General features: G+C 58.0%; 21 protein-coding genes and 1 other RNA gene. 13 read left to right on the forward strand and 9 right to left on the reverse strand.

The window, feature by feature from the left end:
- Nucleotides 1–724: 724 nt before the first annotated feature.
- The 12 genes from ACVWYZ_RS09955 (at nt 725) to ACVWYZ_RS10010 (ending at nt 8,809) form a co-directional block, all read left to right on the forward strand.
- Complete coding sequence (locus tag ACVWYZ_RS09955) at nt 725–1,129, forward strand: hypothetical protein (RefSeq protein ID WP_457466944.1); 405 nt, start codon at nt 725–727, stop codon at nt 1,127–1,129.
- Nucleotides 1,130–1,258: 129 nt separating this feature from the next.
- A complete protein-coding gene (gene ndhO, locus ACVWYZ_RS09960) occupies nt 1,259–1,477 on the forward strand; it encodes an NAD(P)H-quinone oxidoreductase subunit O (RefSeq protein WP_011433398.1) in 219 nt (72 codons plus the stop codon).
- Between the two features lie 57 nt (nt 1,478–1,534).
- Nucleotides 1,535–2,362, forward strand: a complete 828-nt coding sequence (locus ACVWYZ_RS09965) for a cell division protein FtsQ/DivIB (RefSeq protein WP_414380855.1) — start codon at nt 1,535–1,537, stop codon at nt 2,360–2,362.
- A 7-nt stretch (nt 2,363–2,369) separates the two neighbouring features.
- Nucleotides 2,370–3,095, forward strand: a complete 726-nt coding sequence (locus ACVWYZ_RS09970) for an energy-coupling factor ABC transporter ATP-binding protein (protein ID WP_457385251.1) — start codon at nt 2,370–2,372, stop codon at nt 3,093–3,095.
- Nucleotides 3,096–3,619: 524 nt separating this feature from the next.
- The gene (locus ACVWYZ_RS09975; RefSeq protein WP_011430450.1) at nt 3,620–3,928 is read left to right on the forward strand and encodes a carbon dioxide-concentrating mechanism protein CcmK; all 309 of its coding nucleotides are present in this window, start codon (nt 3,620–3,622) and stop codon (nt 3,926–3,928) included.
- A 71-nt stretch (nt 3,929–3,999) separates the two neighbouring features.
- A complete protein-coding gene (locus tag ACVWYZ_RS09980; RefSeq protein WP_011433395.1) occupies nt 4,000–4,341 on the forward strand; it encodes a carbon dioxide-concentrating mechanism protein CcmK in 342 nt (113 codons plus the stop codon).
- The gene (locus ACVWYZ_RS09985) at nt 4,341–4,640 is read left to right on the forward strand and encodes a EutN/CcmL family microcompartment protein (protein WP_011433394.1); all 300 of its coding nucleotides are present in this window, start codon (nt 4,341–4,343) and stop codon (nt 4,638–4,640) included. Before ACVWYZ_RS09980 ends, ACVWYZ_RS09985 begins: the two co-directional genes overlap by 1 nt.
- A 71-nt stretch (nt 4,641–4,711) precedes the next feature.
- Nucleotides 4,712–6,673, forward strand: coding sequence for a ribulose bisphosphate carboxylase small subunit (locus tag ACVWYZ_RS09990; RefSeq protein WP_457466945.1), 1,962 nt, complete (start codon nt 4,712–4,714; stop codon nt 6,671–6,673).
- Between the two features lie 66 nt (nt 6,674–6,739).
- On the forward strand, nt 6,740–7,405 hold the full coding sequence (locus ACVWYZ_RS09995) for a hypothetical protein (RefSeq protein WP_457466946.1): 666 nt from the start codon (nt 6,740–6,742) through the stop codon (nt 7,403–7,405).
- Between the two features lie 32 nt (nt 7,406–7,437).
- Entirely contained in the window at nt 7,438–8,154 is a 717-nt protein-coding gene (locus ACVWYZ_RS10000; RefSeq protein WP_457404012.1) for a carbon dioxide-concentrating mechanism protein CcmK, read from the forward strand.
- A 72-nt stretch (nt 8,155–8,226) separates the two neighbouring features.
- Nucleotides 8,227–8,324, forward strand: an RNA gene (gene ffs / locus ACVWYZ_RS10005) — signal recognition particle sRNA small type.
- A gap of 62 nt (nt 8,325–8,386) precedes the next feature.
- Entirely contained in the window at nt 8,387–8,809 is a 423-nt protein-coding gene (locus tag ACVWYZ_RS10010; RefSeq protein WP_457466947.1) for a hypothetical protein, read from the forward strand.
- Between the two features lie 202 nt (nt 8,810–9,011).
- On the opposite strand, the gene serS is transcribed toward ACVWYZ_RS10010, so the two are convergent.
- From serS to ACVWYZ_RS10030, 4 genes are all read right to left on the reverse strand, one after another.
- Nucleotides 9,012–10,319, reverse strand: coding sequence for a serine--tRNA ligase (serS, locus tag ACVWYZ_RS10015; RefSeq protein ID WP_457466948.1), 1,308 nt, complete (start codon nt 10,317–10,319; stop codon nt 9,012–9,014).
- A gap of 34 nt (nt 10,320–10,353) precedes the next feature.
- Complete coding sequence (gene ilvC / locus ACVWYZ_RS10020; protein WP_457466949.1) at nt 10,354–11,346, reverse strand: ketol-acid reductoisomerase; 993 nt, start codon at nt 11,344–11,346, stop codon at nt 10,354–10,356.
- A gap of 63 nt (nt 11,347–11,409) precedes the next feature.
- Entirely contained in the window at nt 11,410–12,903 is a 1,494-nt protein-coding gene (locus ACVWYZ_RS10025; RefSeq protein WP_457466950.1) for a glycosyltransferase, read from the reverse strand.
- Nucleotides 12,904–13,090: 187 nt separating this feature from the next.
- The gene (locus ACVWYZ_RS10030; RefSeq protein WP_011433386.1) at nt 13,091–13,552 is read right to left on the reverse strand and encodes a YlqD family protein; all 462 of its coding nucleotides are present in this window, start codon (nt 13,550–13,552) and stop codon (nt 13,091–13,093) included.
- A 278-nt stretch (nt 13,553–13,830) separates the two neighbouring features.
- On the opposite strand from ACVWYZ_RS10030, the gene hemC reads away from it, so the two are divergent.
- Nucleotides 13,831–14,817, forward strand: a complete 987-nt coding sequence (gene hemC / locus ACVWYZ_RS10035) for a hydroxymethylbilane synthase (protein WP_457466951.1) — start codon at nt 13,831–13,833, stop codon at nt 14,815–14,817.
- A gap of 1,045 nt (nt 14,818–15,862) precedes the next feature.
- On the opposite strand, the gene ACVWYZ_RS10040 is transcribed toward hemC, so the two are convergent.
- The 5 genes from ACVWYZ_RS10040 to ACVWYZ_RS10060 form a co-directional block, all read right to left on the reverse strand.
- A complete protein-coding gene (locus ACVWYZ_RS10040; RefSeq protein ID WP_457466952.1) occupies nt 15,863–17,362 on the reverse strand; it encodes a DUF2157 domain-containing protein in 1,500 nt (499 codons plus the stop codon).
- Between the two features lie 17 nt (nt 17,363–17,379).
- Nucleotides 17,380–18,126, reverse strand: coding sequence for a phosphoribosylaminoimidazolesuccinocarboxamide synthase (purC, locus tag ACVWYZ_RS10045; protein ID WP_457410550.1), 747 nt, complete (start codon nt 18,124–18,126; stop codon nt 17,380–17,382).
- A 10-nt stretch (nt 18,127–18,136) separates the two neighbouring features.
- Nucleotides 18,137–19,696: a sugar transferase gene (locus ACVWYZ_RS10050; RefSeq protein ID WP_457466953.1), complete on the reverse strand. Its 1,560-nt coding sequence runs from the start codon at nt 19,694–19,696 to the stop codon at nt 18,137–18,139.
- Nucleotides 19,697–20,052: 356 nt separating this feature from the next.
- Nucleotides 20,053–20,790: a class I SAM-dependent methyltransferase gene (locus tag ACVWYZ_RS10055; RefSeq protein ID WP_041436582.1), complete on the reverse strand. Its 738-nt coding sequence runs from the start codon at nt 20,788–20,790 to the stop codon at nt 20,053–20,055.
- 77 nt (nt 20,791–20,867) lie between these two features.
- A complete protein-coding gene (locus ACVWYZ_RS10060) occupies nt 20,868–21,758 on the reverse strand; it encodes an FAD-dependent thymidylate synthase (RefSeq protein ID WP_414380868.1) in 891 nt (296 codons plus the stop codon).
- Nucleotides 21,759–22,016: the final 258 nt, after the last annotated feature.

Below are 22,016 nucleotides of genomic sequence, written 5' to 3' on the forward strand. Positions count from 1 at the left end.
TCGTTGTATGTCCGTATAGTCACTGCTGGCTGGAACAGCACACCTGAGGTCTCTCTAGAAGAGAGGAGCTGGGCATAAGCCGACGATTTTAGTCTGGCTGGATTGAGACAACTCTATTCACTACATCATCACATAGTCATTTCAAGTTAGATTAAGACACTTTACTAATTGCTACGCAGTGCCGTCCAAACGCTCTGCGCCGCTTCCGCAACCACCCCCAACCCCTCTCCCATAGGGAGAGAGGAGCTAGGAAGCAACACAACGGAAAAGTCTCCTTCCTGCTTAAAGTGTGCTTAAAGTGATTGTATTTAGCAATGCGCAATGCAGCTTCTGTGGGGCAGGGATCCCGTTCGTCCAAAGCCTTAGGGCTGAAAAACCTGCAGGTCATATTAAACTGCGTGCGGAGTCTACAGAGCTAGTTCTGAACGATCCCCTGGATGATGGCTTCCGTAAGGCGGTCTAATCCTCCCAGGTCAGCTCTCTCGTTTTGGGAAAAGGGGTGAGGACAGTCGCCCAGCAGGCCGGAGAGCAGGGGAACTCAAACTGGTCAGAGCAGCCACAAGCACTTGGCCCAGAAAACCTTCTGCCAAGGGGGCACGGCGCTCTCAGTTGGCTTAACATTATTTCATGACCGGGCCTGGCCCTCACCTTGCCAAGGGCGGGTGGCCAATATCAGTGCCTAGGGATCCGGCTCAACTTCCTTCCCATTGCAGGCAAAACGACCATGGTAGGCATCTTCAAGCGCTTGTTCGGCTGGCGTGGTCAAGCTGCGGCCACGTCCTCACCGGAAACTGTTGCTAAGCCAACCCCAAAGAAAGCGAAAAACGACAATACTTTTTTTCTCGACCCAGATGAAGCCAAAACCCTTGGCAACATCGAGTATATGCGCACCCCCAGGATCGTGAAGCACACCTTCCAGGATTTCGGCAGCAAGGAGAAGGTGGAGGTGGTGGAGCAGGTCTCTTCCCTCAGCAAAGTTAAGTTGTCCGCAGAGGCAGCCAAAACTCCTGAAACCGCTTCTGAGCAGGGATCCTCCGCTTCAAGCAGCAGCGGAGTAAGCCCACGCCGTCAAGGGGGATCGGACATGGATACCTTCCGCAATATGGCCCGCAGCCTAAAACGCAAATAAGCCAAACTCAGGTTGATCCCTGTCAGAGCCAACCAGAGGCTGGATCCCAGCTTTCCTCTTCGCAGCAGCGACAGGCGTGATACAACTGCTATCGAACCGGCTAATCTGCGACTGAACTGAGGAGGAGCAATGGCGATTAAGCGAGGCACCTTGGTGCGGGCTATCCGCGAGAAACTGGAGGGTAGCTTAGAAGCGCAGGCAAGCGATCCTTTTATTCCCAACTACGTTTTCGAGACCCCCGGAGAAGTCGTGGATATCAAAGGTGACTACCTGCAGATTAAGTTTGGGGCTGTTCCCACCCCTACGGTTTGGCTGCGGGCGGATCAGGTTCAGGAGATGGCGGGTTGAGTAGAAGCACGGAATGTTCCCCATCTGCATACCCCGTGATGGGGTGAAGGGGGATCCATGGCACTCCTGGCTGCTCCCAACCGTGAACAAATCCTGCAGCGTAGGCAGCTTTTGCGTCGGCAACGGCGCAGCCGATTCTGGCAGGGATCCTGGCGCCTGACCGGTTCGATGACCCTCTTGGCGCTGCTGGTGCTGGGCCTACGGCAGCCCCACTGGCAAATTCGTCAGCCAGAGCAGATTCAGGTAAAAGGGGCCCACTGGGTCGATCCCGCCTGGATACGGGCACAATTGCCCCTGCAGTATCCCCTCAACATTTGGCAGGTGCAACCGGCTGTTTTGGAAAGGGCTTTGCTGGGATCCCCGACCCGCCCCTCTCCCATCGAAAGCGTCCAGGTGCAGCGGCGGCTGCTGCCGGTGGGTGTCATCGTCCAGGTGCGGGAACGGCAACCTGTGGCGCGCGCGCGATGGGGCGACCAGATGGGCTGGGTGGATGTCCAGGGCAACTGGCTGTCTCCCGATCCCTACCGTTCCCCCAAGTCTTGGCCTGAGCTGGAGCTGCTGGGCTGGGAGAACCACACCCCAGACCAATGGGCGCTGTTGCTCAAGGCTTTGCAGCAATCTGAGATTCAGATCAGGGCAGTGGATTGGCAATCTGGAGCGGGAATTACCCTGCATACTGAGCTGGGCAACGTCTACCTGGGGCCAATTTCCGACCGCTTGCCCTTGCAAATTCAGACCCTCAACCAAATGCGGGATCTGCGCCGCTACTGCGAGTGTACGCCCGACGACATCGTCCAGATTGACCTCACCAGCCCCAGTGTGCCCACCTTGCAACTTACCCCCACGGCCACCCAGGAGCGCTGGAAAGACGTGCGGATGCCCTAGCTTTGCTATGAACCCGGTGCCGGCGGTGGAGGTGAACCAATTGTGGACAGCTTATCCCGGTCATCCGCCGGTGCTGCAAGGGCTGGATCTACGGGTCGAGGTTGGGCAACATCTGGGGGTGATCGGCCCCAATGGCGCGGGTAAAACTACCCTGTTCCTCACCCTCTGCGGCCTGTTGCCCCCCTGCTCTGGCCAGGTGAGTTTGTTTGGCCAGCCGCTGCGGCCCGGCCAGTTTCGCCCTGAGGTGGGGTTGGTGTTTCAGGATCCCAACGACCAACTGTTTGCCCCATCGGTGGCCGAAGATGTGGCCTTTGGACTGCGCAATTTGGCCCGTCCTGAGGCGGAGATTGCGGCTGCCGTTCAGGCCGCCCTGCAGATGACCGGCACCCTCCATTTGGCCGATCGTCCCCCCCATCACCTCTCCGGTGGGGAAAAGCGCATGGTCGCCATTGCCGGGATCCTGGCGATGAAACCCCAGTTGGTGCTCTACGATGAGCCGACGGCCAACCTCGATTTGCGAGCCCGGCGGCGGTTGATAGTTTTTTTGCAACAGGCCGCCCACACTTTTCTGCTGGCTTCCCACGATCTGGAGCTGATCCTGGAGGTGTGCGATCAGGTCATCCTGTTGGATCAAGGGCGGATCTGGGCCCAGGGATCCCCGGCCCACCTGATGGGCCAAGCCGACCTCATGGAAGCCCACGGCCTGGAAGTGCCCCCCTCACTGCGCCGATGATCCAGGAGTCGATGAGCGGTGAAAGTTGAAAAATGTCAAGAATTATTTTTGAATTGATAACAATTTTGCCTCTCTTAATAAAAAGCTATCGTGCTAATTAAAAATATTGATTTTCGTCCAGGATTAAATAGGGATATCATTTTGTTAAGTCGGGGATCCCTTCTCTGAGTCGTCCTAATCGATTTTGTATGATCGATTGTGTACAAGGAAAGATGTGGACTTAGCTCAGAGTTGGCAGCTTTGCCCGCCTGAGTGACAGTTGCGGTTAACCCTGATGGCTCCTACAACCTGTTCTGACTTCAGTCGGAGGTCTGTGGCTCAGAGCCTTCTCCCCTCAGAGGGGGGTCTCTGGTGGCTGGGGTAGGTGTCGCCGGGAAAAGCTGTCAATCGAGATTTGGGCAGAGGATCTCTCTGATGAAATCGAAAGGAGATTGCATGAGCGAACCCAATAAGCGAGATCAATTTGCCTTGTTGCTGGGTTCGACAACGTTCAGGAACTGAGTGTTCAGAAGTGGAGAGTTGATATGCCTATTGCAGTTGGAATGATCGAGACCCGCGGGTTCCCGGCAGTGGTGGAAGCTGCCGACGCCATGGTCAAGGCGGCCCGCGTTACCCTGGTGGGTTACGAGAAAATCGGCAGCGGTCGGGTCACCGTGATCGTGCGGGGGGATGTCTCGGAGGTGCAAGCCTCGGTGGCTGCCGGTTTGGAGTCTGCCAAGCGGGTGAGCGGGGGTGAGATTCTCTCCCACCACATCATTGCCCGTCCCCACGAGAACCTGGAGTTTGTGTTGCCCATCCGCTATACCGAGGCGGTAGAGCAGTTCCGCACCTAGTCCCCACTTCAGTAAAGTTCGCACCCCAGAAAGTTCGCACCCCACTTTCACTTTCAGCGTAAGGAGTACCTATGGCTATTGCAGTTGGAATGATCGAAACCCTGGGCTTCCCGGCAGTGGTAGAAGCTGCCGACGCCATGGTCAAGGCAGCCCGCGTTACCCTGGTGGGTTACGAGAAAATCAGCAGCGGTCGGGTCACCGTGATCGTGCGGGGGGATGTCTCGGAAGTGCAAGCCTCGGTGGCTGCCGGCATTGACTCGGTGAAGCGGGTGAACGGCGGCCAGTTGTTGTCTTGGCACATTATCGCCCGTCCCCACGAGAACCTGGAGTACGTGTTGCCCATTCGCTACACCGAGGATGTGGCTCAGTTCCGCGAAGGGGTAAATGCCATCCGTCCCTTCACCCGTCCCTGATGCGTATTGCCATTGTGCGGGGCACCGTCACCAGCACTCAAAAGGATCCCAGCTTGACGGGCGTGAAGTTTTTGTTGGTGCAGTACGTCGATCTCGAGGGCCAGCCGCAACCCGATTACGCTGTGGCTGCCGATCCGGTGGGGGCCGGCATTGACGAGTGGGTGCTGGTTAGCCAAGGCAGTGCCGCTCGCCAGCCGCAAGGAAACCAGACTCGCCCGCTGGATGCAGTGGTGATGGCGATTATCGATACGGTCAGCGTTGGCGGTCGCTCTCTCTACAACAAGCGCGATCAACGCTAGCTGGGATCCCTTCCCTTCTCATCTCTCTTGCTGCCCTTGTCCGCCCTACTGCGTTCTAGAGGCTCACGGTTATGCCTGCTCACACCTATGCTGCACCGCCAACGCCCTGGTCTCGCCGACTGGCGGAGCCCAAGATCGATCCCACAGCCTACGTGCATTCTTTCTCCAACCTCATTGGGGATGTGCGGGTGGAAGCGGAGGTGCTGATCGCCCCGGGAACTTCCATTCGCGCTGACGAGGGATCCCCCTTCCACATTGGCGCCAGATCCAACATTCAGGATGGGGTGGTCATCCACGGCCTGGAACAGGGGCGGGTGATAGGAGAAGACGGCCAACCCTACTCCGTTTGGATTGGCAGAAACACTTCCATTGCCCACATGGCTCTGATCCACGGGCCGGCCTACGTGGGCAACGACTGCTTTATTGGCTTCCGCTCGACGGTGTTCAACGCTCGGGTTGGGGATGGCTGCATCATCATGTTGCATTGCCTGATCCAGGATGTGGAGATCCCCCCAGGCAAGTACGTGCCTTCTGGATCCATCATCACCACCCAGGCCGAGGCCGACCGGCTGCCCGACGTCCAGGATAGCGATGCCAAGTTTGCCCAACACGTGATCGGCATCAACCAAGCCCTGCGAGAGGGCTACCAGTGCAGCGAAAACCTCGTCTGTATCGCTCCCATCCGCAACGAACTGCAGCGCACCTCTAACTCAACGGCTACGGAGACGGCACCCATGACTCATTCTTCCCATCGCGGCAATGGCCGGAACGGCGGCGGATCCCCTCTCAAGCCGGAGGTGGTGGAGCAAATTCGCGCCCTGCTGGCCCAAGGCTATCGCGTGGGGCTGGAATATGCCGATGCTCGCCGCTTCAAAACCTCTTCCTGGCAAAGCGAAAGCCCAATCACCAGCACCCACGAGGCGGAGGTGGTGCAGTCATTGGGGGCCATCCTGGCAGAACACCAAGGGGAATATGTGCGCCTGCTGGGGATCGATCCCAAGGCCAAACGGCGGGTGCTGGAGCAGATCATCCAAACCCCCGATGGGCCGGCGCTGGTTTCTGGGATGCCCAGCCGCGTCTCGGCAGCCGCTGCCCCGAGTTCTGGCACATCCGGCCCTCAGTCTGGCTCAGGGCTAGAGGAAGAAATCCGAACGCTGTTGGCGCAGGGGTATCGCATTGGCCTGGAGGTGGCCGATGCCCGCCGCTACCGCACCTCTTCTTGGCAGACCTTGAGCAATTTGAGCGGTCAGCCGCAGGAGATCCTGGCCGCTGTTCAGGCTGCCCTAGCAGAGCACCAGGGAGAATATGTGCGCCTGTTGGGGATCGATCCCAAAGGCAAACGGCGGGTGCTGGAGAAGGTCATTCAAACCCCGCAAGGCCAGGTGAGCAGCAGTCCTGCAGGAACCGGCGTGGTGGCAGATACGGCTCCTGCGGCAGGGGGCAGTGCCGGCCTGGATCTGGAGGTGCAGGAGGAGGTGCATCGGCTGCTGGCCCAAGGCTACCGCATTGGCTACGAGTATGCCGACGAGCGCCGCTTCAAAACCTCTTCCTGGCAGAGTGGGCCGGCCATTCGCGCCACCCGTGGGCCAGAGGTGTTGGCCAAGCTGACGGCTGCCCTGGCGGAGCACCAGGGAGAGTATGTACGCCTGCTGGGGATCGATCCCAAAGGCAAACGGCGGGTCTATGAGCGCATAATCCAAACCCCTAGCGGAAAATCTGCTGCTGCTGCCGCGGCTCCTGCTTCTGCCCCCAAGGGATCCCTTTCTGGCACCCGCCTCAGCGCCGAGGTGGTGGCTCAGGTACAGCAGTTGCTCAGCCAAGGCTACCGCATCGGCACCGAACATGCGGACAAGCGCCGTTTTCGCACCTCTTCTTGGCAAAGCTGTAGCCCCATCGAGGCCACCCAAGTGCCGCAAGTGGTGGCAGCTCTGGAAGCCTGTCTGGAGGAACATCGCGGCGAATACGTCCGCCTGCTGGGTATTGACCCAAAAGCCAAACGGCGAGTGCTGGAGCAGATCATCCAAACCCCTTGAGGGATCCCAGCTTTTTTTGACCTCTGTTGGTTCAAGTCCAACCCCCCAGCGATGAGGAGCACCCTGTTGGCCTCTACTTTGCCCAACTCCATGACGCTCCGCACCTTGCTCGGCCAAAACGGCGAAACTCGCTATTTTGTCAGTGGTGAGGTGCAGGTGGAAGCTGGGGTGGGGATTGGGGCAGGGGTGCTGCTGCGGGCTAACCCCGGCTGTCGGATCTACATCGAGCGCGGCGCGTGTATCGGCATGGGATCCGTTCTGCACGCCTGTGGGGGATCCCTCATCGTGGAGGCGGGAGCAACCTTGGGAATGGGGGTGCTGGTGATCGGGCAGGGCACCATCGGCAAAAACGCCTGCATCGGCTCAGAAACCACAGTGCTGAATTGTTCGGTGCTCAGCCAAGCAGTCATTCCCCCCGGCTCGCTGCTCGGGGATCCCACCTATGGTTTCGATCTCCAGGAGGCGGGCGGCAGCAAGCCCATCCCGGCAGAGCCCTCGCCGGCGGCAGTGGAAATGGCTCCAGAGATGTCGCCTGAGCCGTCTCCCCCACCCAGTTCTCCGGTGGCCAATGTTGAAAAGCAAACCCGCCGTTGGCACCAAGAAAAATCCGACTCCCCAGAGACCAAAACCCATAAGCTCAATGGGATCCCTGGCCATTGGGAATTGGATCGCCTCTTGAGCAAGATTTATCCCCATCGACAGGTGCTCTCCTCTGGGGATAGCCGGCTCTAATGGCTAAACTGGCGTGAGTAGTTAGGATGCCGATGTCAACCTCCCTGGGCCTGATTCAGACGCGCAGCTTTCCAGTCATCGTGCGCATTGCCGACGCTATGACCAAGTCGGCAGGCGTGACGCTGATCGGCTTTGAGAAAACCTCGGGGGGCTACTGCACAGCCATTGTGCGGGGGGGAATTGCCGATGTGCGCATTGCCATTGAGGAGGGCATTGAGCTGGCCCGCCAGTTCGAGCAAGAGGAGATCTCCAGTTTGGTGATCCCGCGCCCCCTGCCCAACTTGGAAGTGGTACTGCCGATCAGCAGCAAGCTGTCTCAACTGGCGCAAAACCGCGGCTATAGCCGCCTCAGCAACTTGGCCGTGGGCCTGCTGGAAACTCGCGGCTTCCCGGCGATGGTGGGGGCTGCCGATGTCATGCTCAAAACGGCGGATGTCCAACTGGCGGCCTATGAAACCATCGGGGATGGCCTATGTACGGCCATTATCCGCGGTACGGTAGCCAACGTGGCCATTGCCATCGATGCCGGCATGTACGAAGCAGAGCGCATTGGGGAACTGCACGCGGTGGCGGTGATCCCCCGCCCTCTGGACGAACTGGAGCAAGCCCTGCCGGTGGCCAGTTGTTTTGTTGCCCAGCCAGTGACCTTGCCGGTAACCCTTCCTCAAGTTCAGGAACAGGAAGTGCAGCGCAACGATACGGCTGTGGAACGGATCCCTGTTTATCTGGAGCCGCCTGAAACTCCCTAGCCCCCTGAGCAATCCATCTGTTGCCCAAGAAAGCCGAGCAGGGCAGAACGGAAAAATGCTAGGCTACTGAAAGACCTGGGTCCGTGCAGCTCCGACGCCCAAACCGTGTCAGGATCGGAAGATAGCAGCACCACGGGATGCTCTGAGCAGGCGCGTCAACCCGGGTCGCCCTTTGCAGCCCTACTTCTCTCTGCTGGGTTCTCTCCTCCTTGCCCTAGCAGCGCATTACACTATGTCCGAGTCCGAAACAGACAATCCCCTCGCCAACTGGGCTCAAAAAGCCTTTTACTTCGGCATGGGTTTGGCGGCTGTGGCGGCGGATAATGCTGCCAAGGTGGCCAGCAAAGCGGGTATCCGTCTGATGGAGTTGCGCAAGCAGGCGCAAGCTTTGGTGGACGAGCTGGTGGAGCGGGGGGCGATGACCGCTGAAGAGGCGCGGGCTTACATGGATGCCATCGCCGCCAACGCCAACCGCAAGGGAGAAGACAGACAAACTGCCGGTCCCCGCAAGATCACCATCGACGACATTAGCAATGCCGAGGGCGAGGCAGGCACGGCCATCGAACTTTCAGAAGCGGCCCGTTTGCGCCAGAAGATCGCCGAATTGCAAGCTGAGTTGGATCGCATCAAGGGCAAATCCCAAGCGAAAGGATAGCCCAATAGGAAAATGGATTTGAAGACTACCTGTATGTGAGACTATGTGAGACGTCTCCCTGAGGCGTCAGGGATCCTCATCCTTGTAGAGCGAGGAGCAGGTCAAGCTGATTCATTTCCAAACTGCAGAAAAGATAAGGGCGTCTGCCGGGTGGGCAGGAGCGTCTCAATCGAGTCTCAATCAAACTGGGTTGAGTTTGAGCTCAGACAGCAGGAATGAGGATCCCGTCTTCCGAGAGAAAGCGGGAGCTGAGAAAGGGACGCAGCGCCTTGGGAATGCGAATTGAGCCATCCGGCTGTTGGTGATTTTCCAGCAGGGCAGCCAGAGAGCGCCCCACCGCCAAGCCAGAGCCGTTCAGGGTGTGGACAAACTGGGTGCCTTTCTGGCCGGCTTCTTTGTAGCGCAGGTTGGCACGGCGGGCCTGAAAGTCCCAGCAGTTGGAGCAACTGGAGATCTCGCGGTATTGATTTTGGGAGGGGAACCACACCTCCAAGTCAAAGCAGCGGGCTGCCGCAAAGCCCAAATCGCCGCTACACAGCTCCACCACCCGGTAGGGCAGCTCCAGCATCTGTAAAATGGCCTCGGCATCCTGCACCAGCTTCTCGTGTTCGGCTTCCGATTGATCTGGGCGAGTGACCTTAACCAGCTCCACTTTTTGAAACTGGTGCAACCGGATCAGCCCCTTGGTGTCGCGGCCATAGCTGCCCGCCTCGCGGCGAAAACAAGGGGTGTAAGCACAGAAGTAAAGAGGGAGGGACTCCGCAGGGATCACCTCATCCCGGTACAGATTGGTAAGGGGAACTTCCGCCGTCGGGATCAGCCACAGGTCGTCATCAGCACAGCGAAAGCTGTCTTCGGCGAACTTGGGCAATTGCCCCGTCCCCTGCAAAGCGGCGCTGTTGACCAAAAAGGGTGGGATCACCTCGGTGTAGCCGGCTGCAACGTGGCGCTCCAGCATCATGGCAATCAAAGCCCGTTCCAGGGCCGCGCCCGCCCCTACCATAGCCACAAAGCGGCTTTGGGCCACTTTGACCGCACGGCCAATCTCCAGCAACCCCAGTTTTTCGGCAATCTCGTCATGGGGAAGGACAGGATGGGCAGGTTTCAGCTCCTCACCCCAGCGGCGCACCTCTACATTGTCGGCCTCATCTCGGCCAACCGGCACGCTGGGCAGGGGCAAATTGGGCAGGGTAAGCAGCCGAGCACGAATCTCCTCTTCCAGCTCCCGTTCCTGCTGCTCCAGTTGGGCAATCTCGGCCTTGAGATCCACCCCCCGCTGCCGCAGGGCCGCCACTTCGGGGCCTTGGGGATCCGCCCCCTGGCGGAGGATCTCGCCGACTTTTTTGCCGAGACTGTTGCTTTCGGCCTGCAGGGATCCCTTGCGGGCCTCCAACCGCCGCCGCTCCCGATCCAACTGCAGGATCCCATCCAGATCGACTGTGGCCCGGCGGTTTTGCAGGGCTTGGCGTACCTGTTCAGGGCGATCCCGCAGCAGCTTCAGATCCAGCACAGAGATGGTCTACCCTCAGCTCCAGATATCCGACCTATTTCTTTAGCCAGCTAAACATGGCCCGCAGCTCCCTGCCCACCTGTTCGATGGGGTGTTCGGCCTCGCGCCGCCGCATCGCTGTGAACCCCGGCTTGCCGGCCTGATTTTCCAAGACAAACTCACGGGCAAATTGGCCGCTTTGAATCTCGGCGAGGATGCGTTTCATCTCGGCGCGGGTTTGCTCCGTGATGATGCGGGGGCCACGGGTGTAGTCGCCGTATTCTGCCGTGTTGGAGATGCTCTGGCGCATTTTTTCCAGGCCGCCCTCGACGATGAGATCCACGATCAGCTTCACCTCGTGCAGGCACTCGAAGTAGGCCAGTTCCGGCTGGTAGCCCGCTTCCACCAAGGTTTCAAACCCCGCTTTGATCAGAGCCGTCAGCCCACCGCAGAGCACCACCTGCTCGCCAAAGAGGTCGGTTTCGGTCTCTTCCCGGAAGGTGGTTTCCAAAATGCCGGCCCGCGTGCCACCGATGGCTTTGGCATAGGCCATGGCCCGCTCCCGTGCCATTCCCGAGGCATCTTGATAGACGGCAAACAGGCAGGGCACCCCTTCCCCCGCTTGGTAGGTGCGCCGCACCAAGTGCCCAGGGCCTTTGGGGGCAACCATGATGACATCCACGTCTGCCGGCGGCTGGATCTGCCCGAAGTGAATGTTGAAGCCGTGGGCAAAGAGGAGCACGTTCCCCGGCTGCAGGTGGGGACGGATTTCGCCCTGGAAAACGGCCTTTTGCACTTCATCGGGCAGTAAAATCATCACCCAGTCGGCGGCAGCGGCAGCATCCGCCACCGTTTTGACCATCAAGCCGTCTTGCTCGGCTTTAGGCCAGGAAGGGCTGCCAGGGTAAAGGCCAACGATGACCTGGACACCGCTATCGCGCAAATTGAGGGCGTGGGCGTGGCCTTGGCTGCCATAGCCGATGATGGCAACGGTTTTATCGGCCAAAGGCTCCAGGTTGGCGTCGGTGTCGTAGTAGAGGCGGGCCATGGTCGAGCAGGGCGTGAGCAGGTGCTTGACTAGGATAGCAGGATTGGATCCAACTTGCTGACCTCAAGCGCCGTGATGAACAGTTTTCACCCACCTTAGGCGCTTGGGCTGTACACACATGCGAGCGGTTGTGGCGATCATAACCGGCAGCCAGTGGAGCATGTAGACCAAGCCCAGGGCGGTGTGCCACCAAAGTCGCCGTCCGCGCAAGCCCTCCACCTGGCGTAGCCCCCGGTAAAAGGCCACCGTCAGGCAGCCCATCACCAGCGCGTTCAAGGGGAGCAGCACCGAGGAGTGGCCCGTCAACAGCACCCAGAGGGTGTCGGGAACCAAGGCCATCGGCAGCAAGTACTGAGAAATAAAGAAGGCCCAGAGATCCACCGTTTTGGCCATCCCCATCCGGCGACCGAGGATCCCTGGCCAGTAGTCGAGATAGCGCTGGTAGCCCCCTTCTGCCCAGCGGCAGCGCTGGTGCCAGAGGCTTTTCCAAGAGGTGACCCCTTCTTCGACAATGGCCGGCTCTGGCAGAAAGGCGATATCTACGCCCGCCAGGTGCAGCTTAAAGGTGAGATCCAAGTCGTCGGTGAGGGTGGCCTCGTTCCAGCCGCCGCACTTTTCCAAAACATCTCGCCGCACCAGTTGGCCGTTGCCACGTAGCTCGCCAATACCCCTCACAGCCACGCGCTGCTGCTGGAAGTAAGCATCAGAGGCCATTTCCGCCACCTGCCCCAAAGTCCAGAAGTTGACCTTGGGGTTGCTCAGGGCCTTGCGCACCTGGACAGCGCCTACCGTCCGTCTGCTGAAACGGCTGCGCAGGCTGCTCACTTGAACAAACAAGGGTAGAGTGCGGGCAAGAAAATCCGAGGGCACCACAGCATCGGCATCGCAGACCAGGATGATCTCCCCTTGAGTCAGGGGCAGTACCTCGTTGAGGGCGCCGGACTTACCCCCGCCCCGCCCCGGCTGCCGTCGGTAAACCCGCAGATGGGGGATCCGCTTTTGGGCTTCCCGCAGAACGTCAGGGGTGGCATCGCTGCTGTTGTCGTCGATGGCCCACAGCTCCAGATGGCTGGTGGGGTAACGGAGCTGGGTCAAGCTGTGCAACAGCCGTGGGAGCACTGCGCTCTCGTTCTTGGCTGGGATCAACACAGCCACACGGGGCAAGGCCAGCCCGCCCAACTCGTCACCGAACTTAGCAAGACCGCTCTGCCCATCCCGTTGCATTGGCAGGACAGAGTCATTGTTGTTAGGGTCATCGCTGTTATCTGTTGACCTGGGATCCCGGCGGGTCGCAGCGGCAGGAGGAAGTCTCAGAGGGGGCAGGGAGGTCGCCGGTTGCAGGCGAAATAAGCGGCTAATGTGGATCACCATGAACGTGGCCAGACCGACGGTGATCCAACGGGCCGTCGGCACCACATGCATCAGGCTGACCACCCCCCACACCATGGCCAGAACCAGCAGAGCCTTGAGACGGCGGCGCTGGGCCGAGGTGAGCAACCAATCGGGAAGATGAAGATCCTCGAGAGGCTCTGGCTCTGACCAGACGAACTCAGACATGGGAATCCTCCCCCGGGCGGCAATGTTACCCAACCTCGCCAGCCTGTGCGAGCGTTAACCCAAAGGCTGTTAAGAGGTTGTTACCTATTGTCACCCATTGTGTTGGCGAAACGGAGTTCTCGAGAACCTACAGGCGAGAAAAATTGGGGATCCCGACTGCCTCTTCTCCGGCAAGGGGGTGAGCGGCCTAGGGGTTGCCGCGAATCTCTTTGATTACCCCATCTTCCAGGAGGATCTCGACCTGCATTTTCTGGATCAGGTTGTCTCCTTTTTGGACTCGGAAGAAGCTCTCCACATTGCCCTGCAGCACTTCTTGGTTAAGCTCCAGGGTGCTCAGTTGGTTGATCTGCTGCAACAATTGGTTTTTCTGATCCAAGAGGCGGATTTTCTGCTCGTTCACGCGGCTTTTCACCGCTTCCACCTGTTGGAGCACTTGGGGGCTGTTGGGGTTGGGGCTCTGTTTCTCCAGTTCGGCAATAGCCCGCTTGCCCTGAAACTCCAGCTGTTGCATCTGAGCATCGGTGGCTTCGATCTGCCGCTCTAATTGCTCCTGCATTTCCTTTTTCCAAAGGGGTGTGACCACCACCTTAACGGGAATGTTGCGTTTGAGCAGTAATTGAGTGCCGTTGCTGACGTTGTTTTCTTCCATAAGACTCATCCAGGCAGACGACCAACCAAACCAGGGGCTTGTGCCCATTGTAGAAAGCTCCCCTCAAAAGCTCTGGGGTTGGGGAAGAGGAGCTTGACAGACCGGATCCTCCCCCGCCGAGCCGGAGAATCCATCTACTTATCCTACCGGCTGGGATCCCTGCGGTAAAGTCTTGATTTCGGGAAACTGCAATTTTGGTTAAGGATCTTAAAGGCCGCCGCCTTGCCCTGGCACAGATTCGGCTAGCGTGAGAGACAGTGTTCTTTTTTGCGGCAGCCATGAGTGAACTGGCTTCGACCCCCTCCAAACCCTCTGCTGGGATCACCGAGCCGGTGCGGATTGCCTCTCGAAAAAGCGAGTTGGCTTTGGTGCAGACCCAGTGGGTGATGGGTCAGTTGCAAGAACACCATCCGGGATTACCTCTGGAGCTCAACACCCTCTCCACCCAGGGAGACATCATCCTGGATGTAGCCCTGGCCAAAATTGGAGACAAAGGTCTCTTTACCAAGGAATTGGAGGTTAGCCTGCTCAACGGCAGCAGCGACTTGGCGGTACACAGCCTTAAAGACTTGCCCACTCGCCTGCCGGAGGGCTTGGTGTTGGGGGCGATCACGCGGCGGGAGGATCCCCTGGATGCTTTGGTGGTGGGGGAAAAGTTCCGGGATTACCGACTGGCCACCCTGCCAGAGGGGACGGTGATCGGCACTTCATCGCTGCGGCGGCTGGCCCAACTGCGCCATGCCTTTCCCCACTTGCACTTTAAGGATGTGCGGGGCAACCTCAACACCCGCTTGGCCAAGCTGGAGAGGGGAGAGTACGACGGCCTTATTTTGGCAGTGGCCGGGTTGAAGCGCCTGGGCAAAGCCGACCGGATCCACGAGGTGCTGGATCCCGGCGTGTCTCTGTACGCGGTTGGCCAGGGATCCCTGGGAATCGAGTGCCGGCAGGGGGATGAGCGCATCCTCGATTTGGTGCGACCCTTGGCGGATGTGGAAGCGACGGCGCGCTGTTTGGCCGAGCGGGCCTTCTTGCGGGCTTTGGAAGGAGGGTGTCAAGTGCCCATTGGCGTTCACAGCCAAGTCCGAGGGGAGGAGCTGCACCTAACCGGTATGGTGGCCGACCTGGATGGCCGGCGGCTCATCCGCGATACTCAGACGGGATCCACCGCCGATCCCGAGGCAGTGGGGATGGCTCTTGCAGAAAAGCTAAAACGGCAGGGGGCCGACGAGATTTTGCAGGCCATTTTTGCCCAGGCCCGCCGTTAGGCTTTCCTACTTTTTCTGAGTAGGCTTTGAGAACTTCAGCTAGGGTCAGCTGAAGAAAAGGGGGAACAATGAAGTCCCCCCTACGTGAATTGCACTCAAATGGGAAATTCGCATTCGCAGCAGCAGTATCTAAGCTCTAGCTTAGCTTGCAAAACCGCCGTATCATCTTGAACTACTAAGGTCACTCGGTTGTTGGCAATCTCTGCCGGCGAGAGGGTTAGGGTTTTGGTGAAAGTTTGGCCAGGCTGACTTGGGGAAGCATATAAAAACCCTGATTGGGTTAGAGTCCCGCCGTTGTATAGGTAGTACTTGTCGTTGCCCGCGTCAGGAGAACTGGTGCTGCTAGCTGCCAAGTTGTTGCGGTAGGCAAATGTAAGGGTGCCTCCCATCCGGCAGCCTATTCTACAAGGGGGGCTCCATTGGAAGGTATGGGCAAAGACTTTATTCGCTTGGGGATCTCCCCAGTTGGTTGTTCCGGAGGAACCCTGGAGAGTTGTCCAAATTTGGGGTGGAACCTCCGATGGCAGGGGGGAAGCAGGGTTTGGCGGAGGAGCGCTGAGGGTTACTGAGCGCAACACCATGGGTCTCGAGCACGGAAGGCCAGGCAGAGGTCTTGGCGAAGGGGGGAAAGGAACCTGGCGGAATAGCTCATCTACAGTTTCTGAGGATTCTTCCGAAGCTATGGGAGCTGGGGAGGGTGTTGACCTAGGCACAGAAGGCATAGGCTGCCTAGCTGGCTCCGGGGCCTGAGCCACCAAAAGATGATCTTCAGCTAGGGCAACACCCGAAAGAAAACCACTCTCCCAAAAGGGCGTAAGTAGCAAGGCTAAAATGCCTAGACGCAGTCCTATGTATTCTCCAAATCTTGATAGAGATGCCCACTTCCTTCTCAGCTCAAGCCAAAGCTGAGAATTTACTAGCAAAGGCATTGGGGAATACAAGCAGGTTCCTTAAACTTTGTAAATTCTTGTGAATTCCAGCTCAATTCCAGCTTTTTCCTTTGCTTGATCATGTAGCGGGGCTTGGCTTCCTAGAAGGGCAAGAATTAGAGACGGGAGAAAATCCGCCGCTCAAATTTCAGCCCCAGCCAGATTACCCCGATCCCACAGGCCACCAACGCCACCGACTTGACCAACAGGCCGGTTGGGTACTCGAAAAAGCGGGTCAGCACCACCAGGGTCAGCCCCAACAGTCCCTGCCAGAAACGTCCTCGCCGCCCCTGCTGCAGCCCTTCCCAGCAGAGCACTGCCGACAACCCCAGCAACAGCAGAGTTACTATCCAGTGGGCAAAGAAGCCAAAGGCCAACCCATCCGTTGAGTTGGGAGAGAGGAGGCTGCTCACCCCCACCAGAAGCCCCAAGCCAAGCAGAGAGACCAAAACGGTGGCATCCTCGAGCCAAACCCCAATGGGCTGGGATCCCTTCTCCTGCCAACCCTGCCACCAGCCCCAGCCCGCCAGCAGCAGTAACCCCGCCGCCGACAGCCCAGCCCAGGGATCCCCAGCGTCCAAGAGGGGATCGGCAGGAAGATCAACGAGCCAGGTGCCCCAGAAGCTCCAGACATAGAGCAGGACACCCAACCCCAGCAGAGCCAAGTTCTGGGCCGTCGGGGCCAAATCCAAGCCTTGCTCCAGCTCGCCGGGAAGCTCCTGATCCCTTCCTTCGGTTGAAACCTGCCTTATCCAAGGATCATGGCGTTGGTGCCAGAGAGCCAGCCCCCACACGACCGCGACACCAAGCAGATGCCAAAGGGTCAAGCTTGGAAAAGAGCTGCCCAAACGGTTGGCCAGCCCTTGCAACGCCAGGCCAAAGTTCACCACCGCCAGGGCAAAAACCCAGCGAGAACAACACCAATAGGCCAGAGAAACCAGCAGGCCCAAGGCCAACCAAGGATAGAGATAGAGGAAGTTGACAGGCCCCCAATCCCAGAAGTCGGCTACCATCCCCGAGCCCAGCAGAACGCAGGCCAGTACACCGCTGGGGCTGTGACGCAAGCTGTAGGCCATGGCCAAACTGCCCATCCCCCAGGCCCAAAACAAGCCTGCCGCAGATCCCCCAAGCTGAACCCACTGCGCCATCAGGCCAATACAGGCTCCCAGGGTCAGTTCACCGGCTATCAGCAGGGCGCTGCCCAGCCGTCGGGATCCCTGCTGCCAAACCTGGAAGCCAGCCACCTGCAGCCCTACCATGAGGGCCAAGCACCCCCAGGCTCTTGCCCAGCGGGGAATGGCAGCCCAGTTGGCCGCCACAAAGGAGATCACCCCTAGGCCCACCAGAACTGCGCCAAACAGCAGCAGCACCAGGGCAAATCGCCCGCCGGCTGAGCGTTGCAAACTCTCCAGTTGGTAATACTCCCGCAGGCGATCCCGTTGGGCAGGTTCGATCAACCCCTGCTCCACCCAGGTGTTCAGCAGGTCGGCCAGTTGGCGGCGGAAACGCTCGCCGGGGTAGGGGGGGCGGGGAGAGGTCATGGCGGGATCCCGACAAGCGAAAGGAGGCTCGGGCGTTAAAGGAGTGGGATCGCTGAGGCGATTATAGTCCCTCACCCCTGGCTCCTCTCCCTCTAGGAGAGAAGGAATTGGGATCCCACTGCCTGAAGCACCCGCTGCAACACCTCTTGATAGCCAGCCACCGGATCCCCCAGATCAAAGCGAAAGAGATCTTTATCCAGCACCCGCGGCTCAGATCCCCCCCGATCCCAAAGACGGCAGGTATCGGGGCTAATCTCATCCGCTAGCCAGATCTGCCCTTGCTCGTCCAGGCCAAACTCCAGCTTAAAGTCCACCAGCTCTAGGCGGCAGCTTCGCCAGAAAGCCTGCAGATGGTTGTTGATGGCCAAAGCCAGGGATCCCAAGCGCTCCACCTGCTCCGGCGTGGCCAACTGCAATAGGCGGATGTGATCTGGGGTCACCAAGGGATCCCCCAAGGCATCGTTTTTGTAATAGAACTCCACCAGCGGCGGCTCGATGGGAAGGCCCTGCTCCAGGCCCAGCCGTCGGCAGAGGCTACCCGCTGTGCGGTTGCGCACCACCACTTCCAAAGGCAGGATGTGCAAGGCTCGCACCTGCATCTCGGTGGGGCCGGTTTGGGCCAAGAAATGGTTGGGGATCCCTTGCTGCGCCAGGTAGGCAAACACATGGCTGGAGACGGTGCAATTCACCTCTCCCTTGCCGGCGATGGATCCCCGCTTTTGGGCGTTGAAGGCGGTGGCGTCGTCTTTGTATTGGCAAAGATAAACCCTGGGATCGGCAGTGCGGTAGATGCGCTTGGCCTTGCCCTCGTAGAGCAGCTCTTGGGGGGAGAATGGCATACGCTAACCCCTAGTATCCGGCCAGCCGTCCGCGGATCCCTTGCCAGAAGGTGATGGCCAAGATGCGCAGATCCAGCCACAGCGACCAGTTTTGCACGTAATAGAGATCATACTGGGTGCGGCGGGCAATGCTGGTATCTCCCCGCAGGCCGTGGATCTGGGCCCAGCCGGTGAGGCCACTTTTTACCAAATGCCGATCCGGATACTTGGGGATCTCCTGGCTAAACTGCTCGACAAAGTAGGGCCGCTCTGGGCGGGGGCCCACTAGGCTCATTTCCCCTTTCAGGACGTTCCACAGTTGGGGCAGCTCGTCCAGGTTGGTGCGGCGCAAAAAGGCTCCTATCTTGGTTCGGCGCGGATCCCCGGGGCGCGTCCAGCCCGGCTGGCCGGCTGCCTCAGCATCCACTCGCATGGTGCGGAACTTGGCAATCCAAAAGCGACGCCCGTCCAAGCTCACCCGCTCTTGCCAATACAGAATGGGGCCAGGACTGCTGCAGGCTACCAGCAGGGCAATAATCAAAAACAGAGGGCTAAGCAAGATCAGGCCCAGGGAAGCTCCCAGGATGTCTACAGCTCGCTTGAAGAACCGGTTGTGGGCGTAGCGCAAAGGGGGCTGACGCAGAGTTAGCAGCGGGATCCCGTCGAGAGACTGCAGGCTGAAGTTCACCGTTAAAAAACTTAAGATATCCGGCACCAAGCGCACCTGCACCGACAACGCTTGCAAACTGAGCAATAGAGGAGCAGTTGCCAGCTCCGGTTGCCCAAACCACACCTCTTGCACTTCTGGGTGAGCTTGCAGATAGGCGATCAAATGGGCCAGATCCAGCCGCTCGAGAGCCGACCAGGAAGGCTCAAGCTGACTGCACAAGCAGGAGAGGGTTCCTCGGGATGAGCCGGACAGAGTCCTGGCGGCAGACTTAACCCCGTCAGAGGTAGGGCGGGCGGTGTTTAGTACTGGATATGAATCTTGACAGGGATCCCCATTTTGAGATGGGGGATCTTCCTCAAAAGAGCCTTGCTCTACGCCTGCCCAGGCGACTACCTGGAAGCCCAACTGCGGGGATCGCTGCAATCGCTCCAACACTTCCGCCAACACCGACCAGGATCCCACCCAGATGACCTGCCGCCGACCGTAGCCCCTAGAGCACAACCAGCCCATACCCAGCCGCAACCCCACCCGTACCAAAGTCAAACTCAGCAGAGCCAACAAGCCGGCGTAGCCCACCACCAGCCGCGACAAAGAGACCGAGCGAACGAAAAAGGCCCCTGCCAGCACCAAACCAAACGTCAATCCCAACCCCACCAGCAAACTGGCCCATTCTTCAAAGCGAGACAAGCGCTTCGACTCACCGTATCCGCCTAAGCCCGCCTGAATGCCCCAATAACTGAGGGCGGTCAACAATCCCAAGGCCGCGTAGACATCCCAAGGCAAGAGCTGATGAGGACGCAAGCTGCGCAGCCAGTAGCCCGCCCCAAAGGCCAACCAAATACAAAGGCCATCGCCAAAACAGGCCAAGGGCACCCACAAACGATGCAGATCCAGACGAGTTTTATAGCCGCGTTCGGCCAAGGGTTATCTCCTTCGGCATCAAGACTGTTGACAATCTTACAGAAAAGATTGTGCATCTGAGGCTATTGGACAAGATCAGTGTTGACCAAAACTTGAATGGGTAGCCCTCACCAGATAATTCTATTGACGGCCCTTCCCAGCTTCAAAGGACTTCATGCTGCTGACACAAAATAAGTTCTTTAAGTAATTGGGATCCTCATCATGCAAGAGATAAAAATCCCTGTTGAGTGGGTTAAGTACCGTCGGAAAAGGCTGTTGTAGAAACTACCAGAATTGCAGACATTGGATGTCGAAACATGAGAAGAGTTTAAGCAATGATCAAAGTGCAGTCTGAGAACAGCAATGATGACAGGATACTACGATTTCGTTGCCGGGCCGGCTACTGCCAGCAGAGATACACCAAAGGGCAGAGAAAACTTAGGTATCAGATAGGCTTCTGCAGCAAAAATACCCGTCAGCAGTCGATTGAGCCAAAGCGGCGGCATTTTCAGATCTTGGCTTTCCCTCAGGCGAAGCACTTTCTGCATTATGCGGATCCCTGAAATGATTGGGAAAAGAAAACTGTTGAAGAAAACAAGGGTATAAACTTCTAGACCTGAGCTTTTAAGCAACGACAAAAGTTGCCCGCGGGTATATCGTCTCTTGTGATGATTAAGCTCATCATGTAAACTCCACAGCCACGGATAAGCCGGAACAGTTACAACTAAGTAGCCAGATGGGGTTAACCTTTGACTGAGGGCTAGGAGAGCTTCTTTGTCATTCTCCAGATGCTCCAGCACATCCAGCAAAGCAATCAAATCAAATCGTTGAGAACCAAAGGGGATCCGGTTTGGCAACTCCCCCTCTGCCACGATCCCAATACCGCGAGCTTGGGCCAGCGGCAGTGCAATTTCACTCTTTTCCATAGCCCAAACTTTGCCAAATCTGGACAACATCTCCAGGTTGCCGCCGCTACCACAGCCAGCTTCCAAAATATAAGCAGAGGGGGGAAGCGACAGGGATCCAATAACCCGACTCAGAATGTGACGGCGACCCAAAAACCACCAATGCCGGTCTTCCAAGCCTGCCATTTGCTCATAAGCTTCGGGATCCATACCCGTAACCCAACAAAAGATCAAAAACAGGATTAGCCGCAGAAGGGGTTAGCAGAGCATATCTATCTAAACTAAGTTTAGGGGGATAATCGAGCCTTTCCCCAGCGATGCTTGCGATACCAGGCCGCCACGTGGGGACACCACGCTTCAAAGTGGGGCCAAATCAGTTCACACAGATGTTGAATTTCTCGTTGAGCATCTTCTTTGGCTCGTAAATCCAAAAAATGCATTAGACTACGGCAATTGAAAGAGACCACGAAGTGTTGTCGGATCCCGTAGCCAATGATGTTACGGGCATCTTCATAGGGCAATCCGCACTCTTCTACCAGGCGATAATAAGCAATGGCCTGGCTGCGATATTGCGCAAGAATGATATCCAAAGCTGCGGGGGAGATGGGCCTAAAGCCTTGGCGGGTTTTGGCCTTGCCCTCTTTGACGCTGGCAGGAACGTAAAACAAAGTTTCCAGCTCTTGCAAAGACAAGGAGGACTCCGTCCCGCCACTGTGCTCCGCAATGTGCTCCGCACCGCTGTCGCGATAGGCCTCCGGCCCGCTGACGCGATCGCTGACGCAACCGTAGCCGGTCTCGCCAACAGGAGCAGCAGTCTCGGTTGTGCTCCGCACCGCTGACGCGAACAAGAGCTTTTTGCCCAAATCGGCAATTTGCTGGCCTGTATATCGGAAGGATTGAACATCAAAAGAAATTCCCACCCGATGAGTACGGGCCTGTTGCATGACGGCATGGGGAAAATAGCCTACCCCAAACGTGATCTGAGGATGCTCTAGAGGCCCATAGTGGCCACGGTTGCCCTCCAGCAAATGCCGCACCACGGCCTCTCCATACTTTTCCGGGATCCGGCTTTCTGAGGTGACAAAATCAGGGCTGTAATCCTGGTGCATTGCCTGGTAGATGACCCGTTCTGGATCTGGGGTTTGATTCAGCACCACAACTTGAAACAAAGCATCCACAGGCTGCATCCCCTAGTGCTTCGCACCGCATGTTAGGATTCTGAGATCCTTGTAAGATCATATTGGCAGCGGAGAACGCCAACGGCATTGGCCTGCTCCACCACAGAGCATATTCCCTATCTGCCCCCACCCTGAGGTATTCCTTAACTCAGTGTAAGGAGAAGAGAGCATGACTCTAGTCAATAATAAGCTCAACTATACTGAAAATAATGTATAATATGTTCAGTACGGATTACTACCAGTTGATCTTTCTGTTTA

The sequence above is a fragment of the Thermostichus sp. MS-CIW-37 genome (genome assembly GCF_054060065.1).

Bases quoted from the DNA above. Each gene is read 5' to 3' on its own strand.
- ACVWYZ_RS09955 (WP_457466944.1), top strand. From the start codon at position 725: ATGGTAGGCATCTTCAAGCGCTTGTTCGGCTGGCGTGGTCAAGCTGCG.
- ndhO (WP_011433398.1), top strand. From the start codon at position 1,259: ATGGCGATTAAGCGAGGCACCTTGGTGCGGGCTATCCGCGAGAAACTG.
- ACVWYZ_RS09965 (WP_414380855.1), top strand. From the start codon at position 1,535: ATGGCACTCCTGGCTGCTCCCAACCGTGAACAAATCCTGCAGCGTAGG.
- ACVWYZ_RS09970 (WP_457385251.1), top strand. From the start codon at position 2,370: ATGAACCCGGTGCCGGCGGTGGAGGTGAACCAATTGTGGACAGCTTAT.
- ACVWYZ_RS09975 (WP_011430450.1), top strand. From the start codon at position 3,620: ATGCCTATTGCAGTTGGAATGATCGAGACCCGCGGGTTCCCGGCAGTG.
- ACVWYZ_RS09980 (WP_011433395.1), top strand. From the start codon at position 4,000: ATGGCTATTGCAGTTGGAATGATCGAAACCCTGGGCTTCCCGGCAGTG.
- ACVWYZ_RS09985 (WP_011433394.1), top strand. From the start codon at position 4,341: ATGCGTATTGCCATTGTGCGGGGCACCGTCACCAGCACTCAAAAGGAT.
- ACVWYZ_RS09990 (WP_457466945.1), top strand. From the start codon at position 4,712: ATGCCTGCTCACACCTATGCTGCACCGCCAACGCCCTGGTCTCGCCGA.
- ACVWYZ_RS10000 (WP_457404012.1), top strand. From the start codon at position 7,438: ATGTCAACCTCCCTGGGCCTGATTCAGACGCGCAGCTTTCCAGTCATC.
- ACVWYZ_RS10010 (WP_457466947.1), top strand. From the start codon at position 8,387: ATGTCCGAGTCCGAAACAGACAATCCCCTCGCCAACTGGGCTCAAAAA.
- ilvC (WP_457466949.1), bottom strand. From the start codon at position 11,346: ATGGCCCGCCTCTACTACGACACCGACGCCAACCTGGAGCCTTTGGCC.
- ACVWYZ_RS10025 (WP_457466950.1), bottom strand. From the start codon at position 12,903: ATGTCTGAGTTCGTCTGGTCAGAGCCAGAGCCTCTCGAGGATCTTCAT.
- ACVWYZ_RS10030 (WP_011433386.1), bottom strand. From the start codon at position 13,552: ATGGAAGAAAACAACGTCAGCAACGGCACTCAATTACTGCTCAAACGC.
- hemC (WP_457466951.1), top strand. From the start codon at position 13,831: ATGAGTGAACTGGCTTCGACCCCCTCCAAACCCTCTGCTGGGATCACC.
- purC (WP_457410550.1), bottom strand. From the start codon at position 18,126: ATGCCATTCTCCCCCCAAGAGCTGCTCTACGAGGGCAAGGCCAAGCGC.
- ACVWYZ_RS10055 (WP_041436582.1), bottom strand. From the start codon at position 20,790: ATGGATCCCGAAGCTTATGAGCAAATGGCAGGCTTGGAAGACCGGCAT.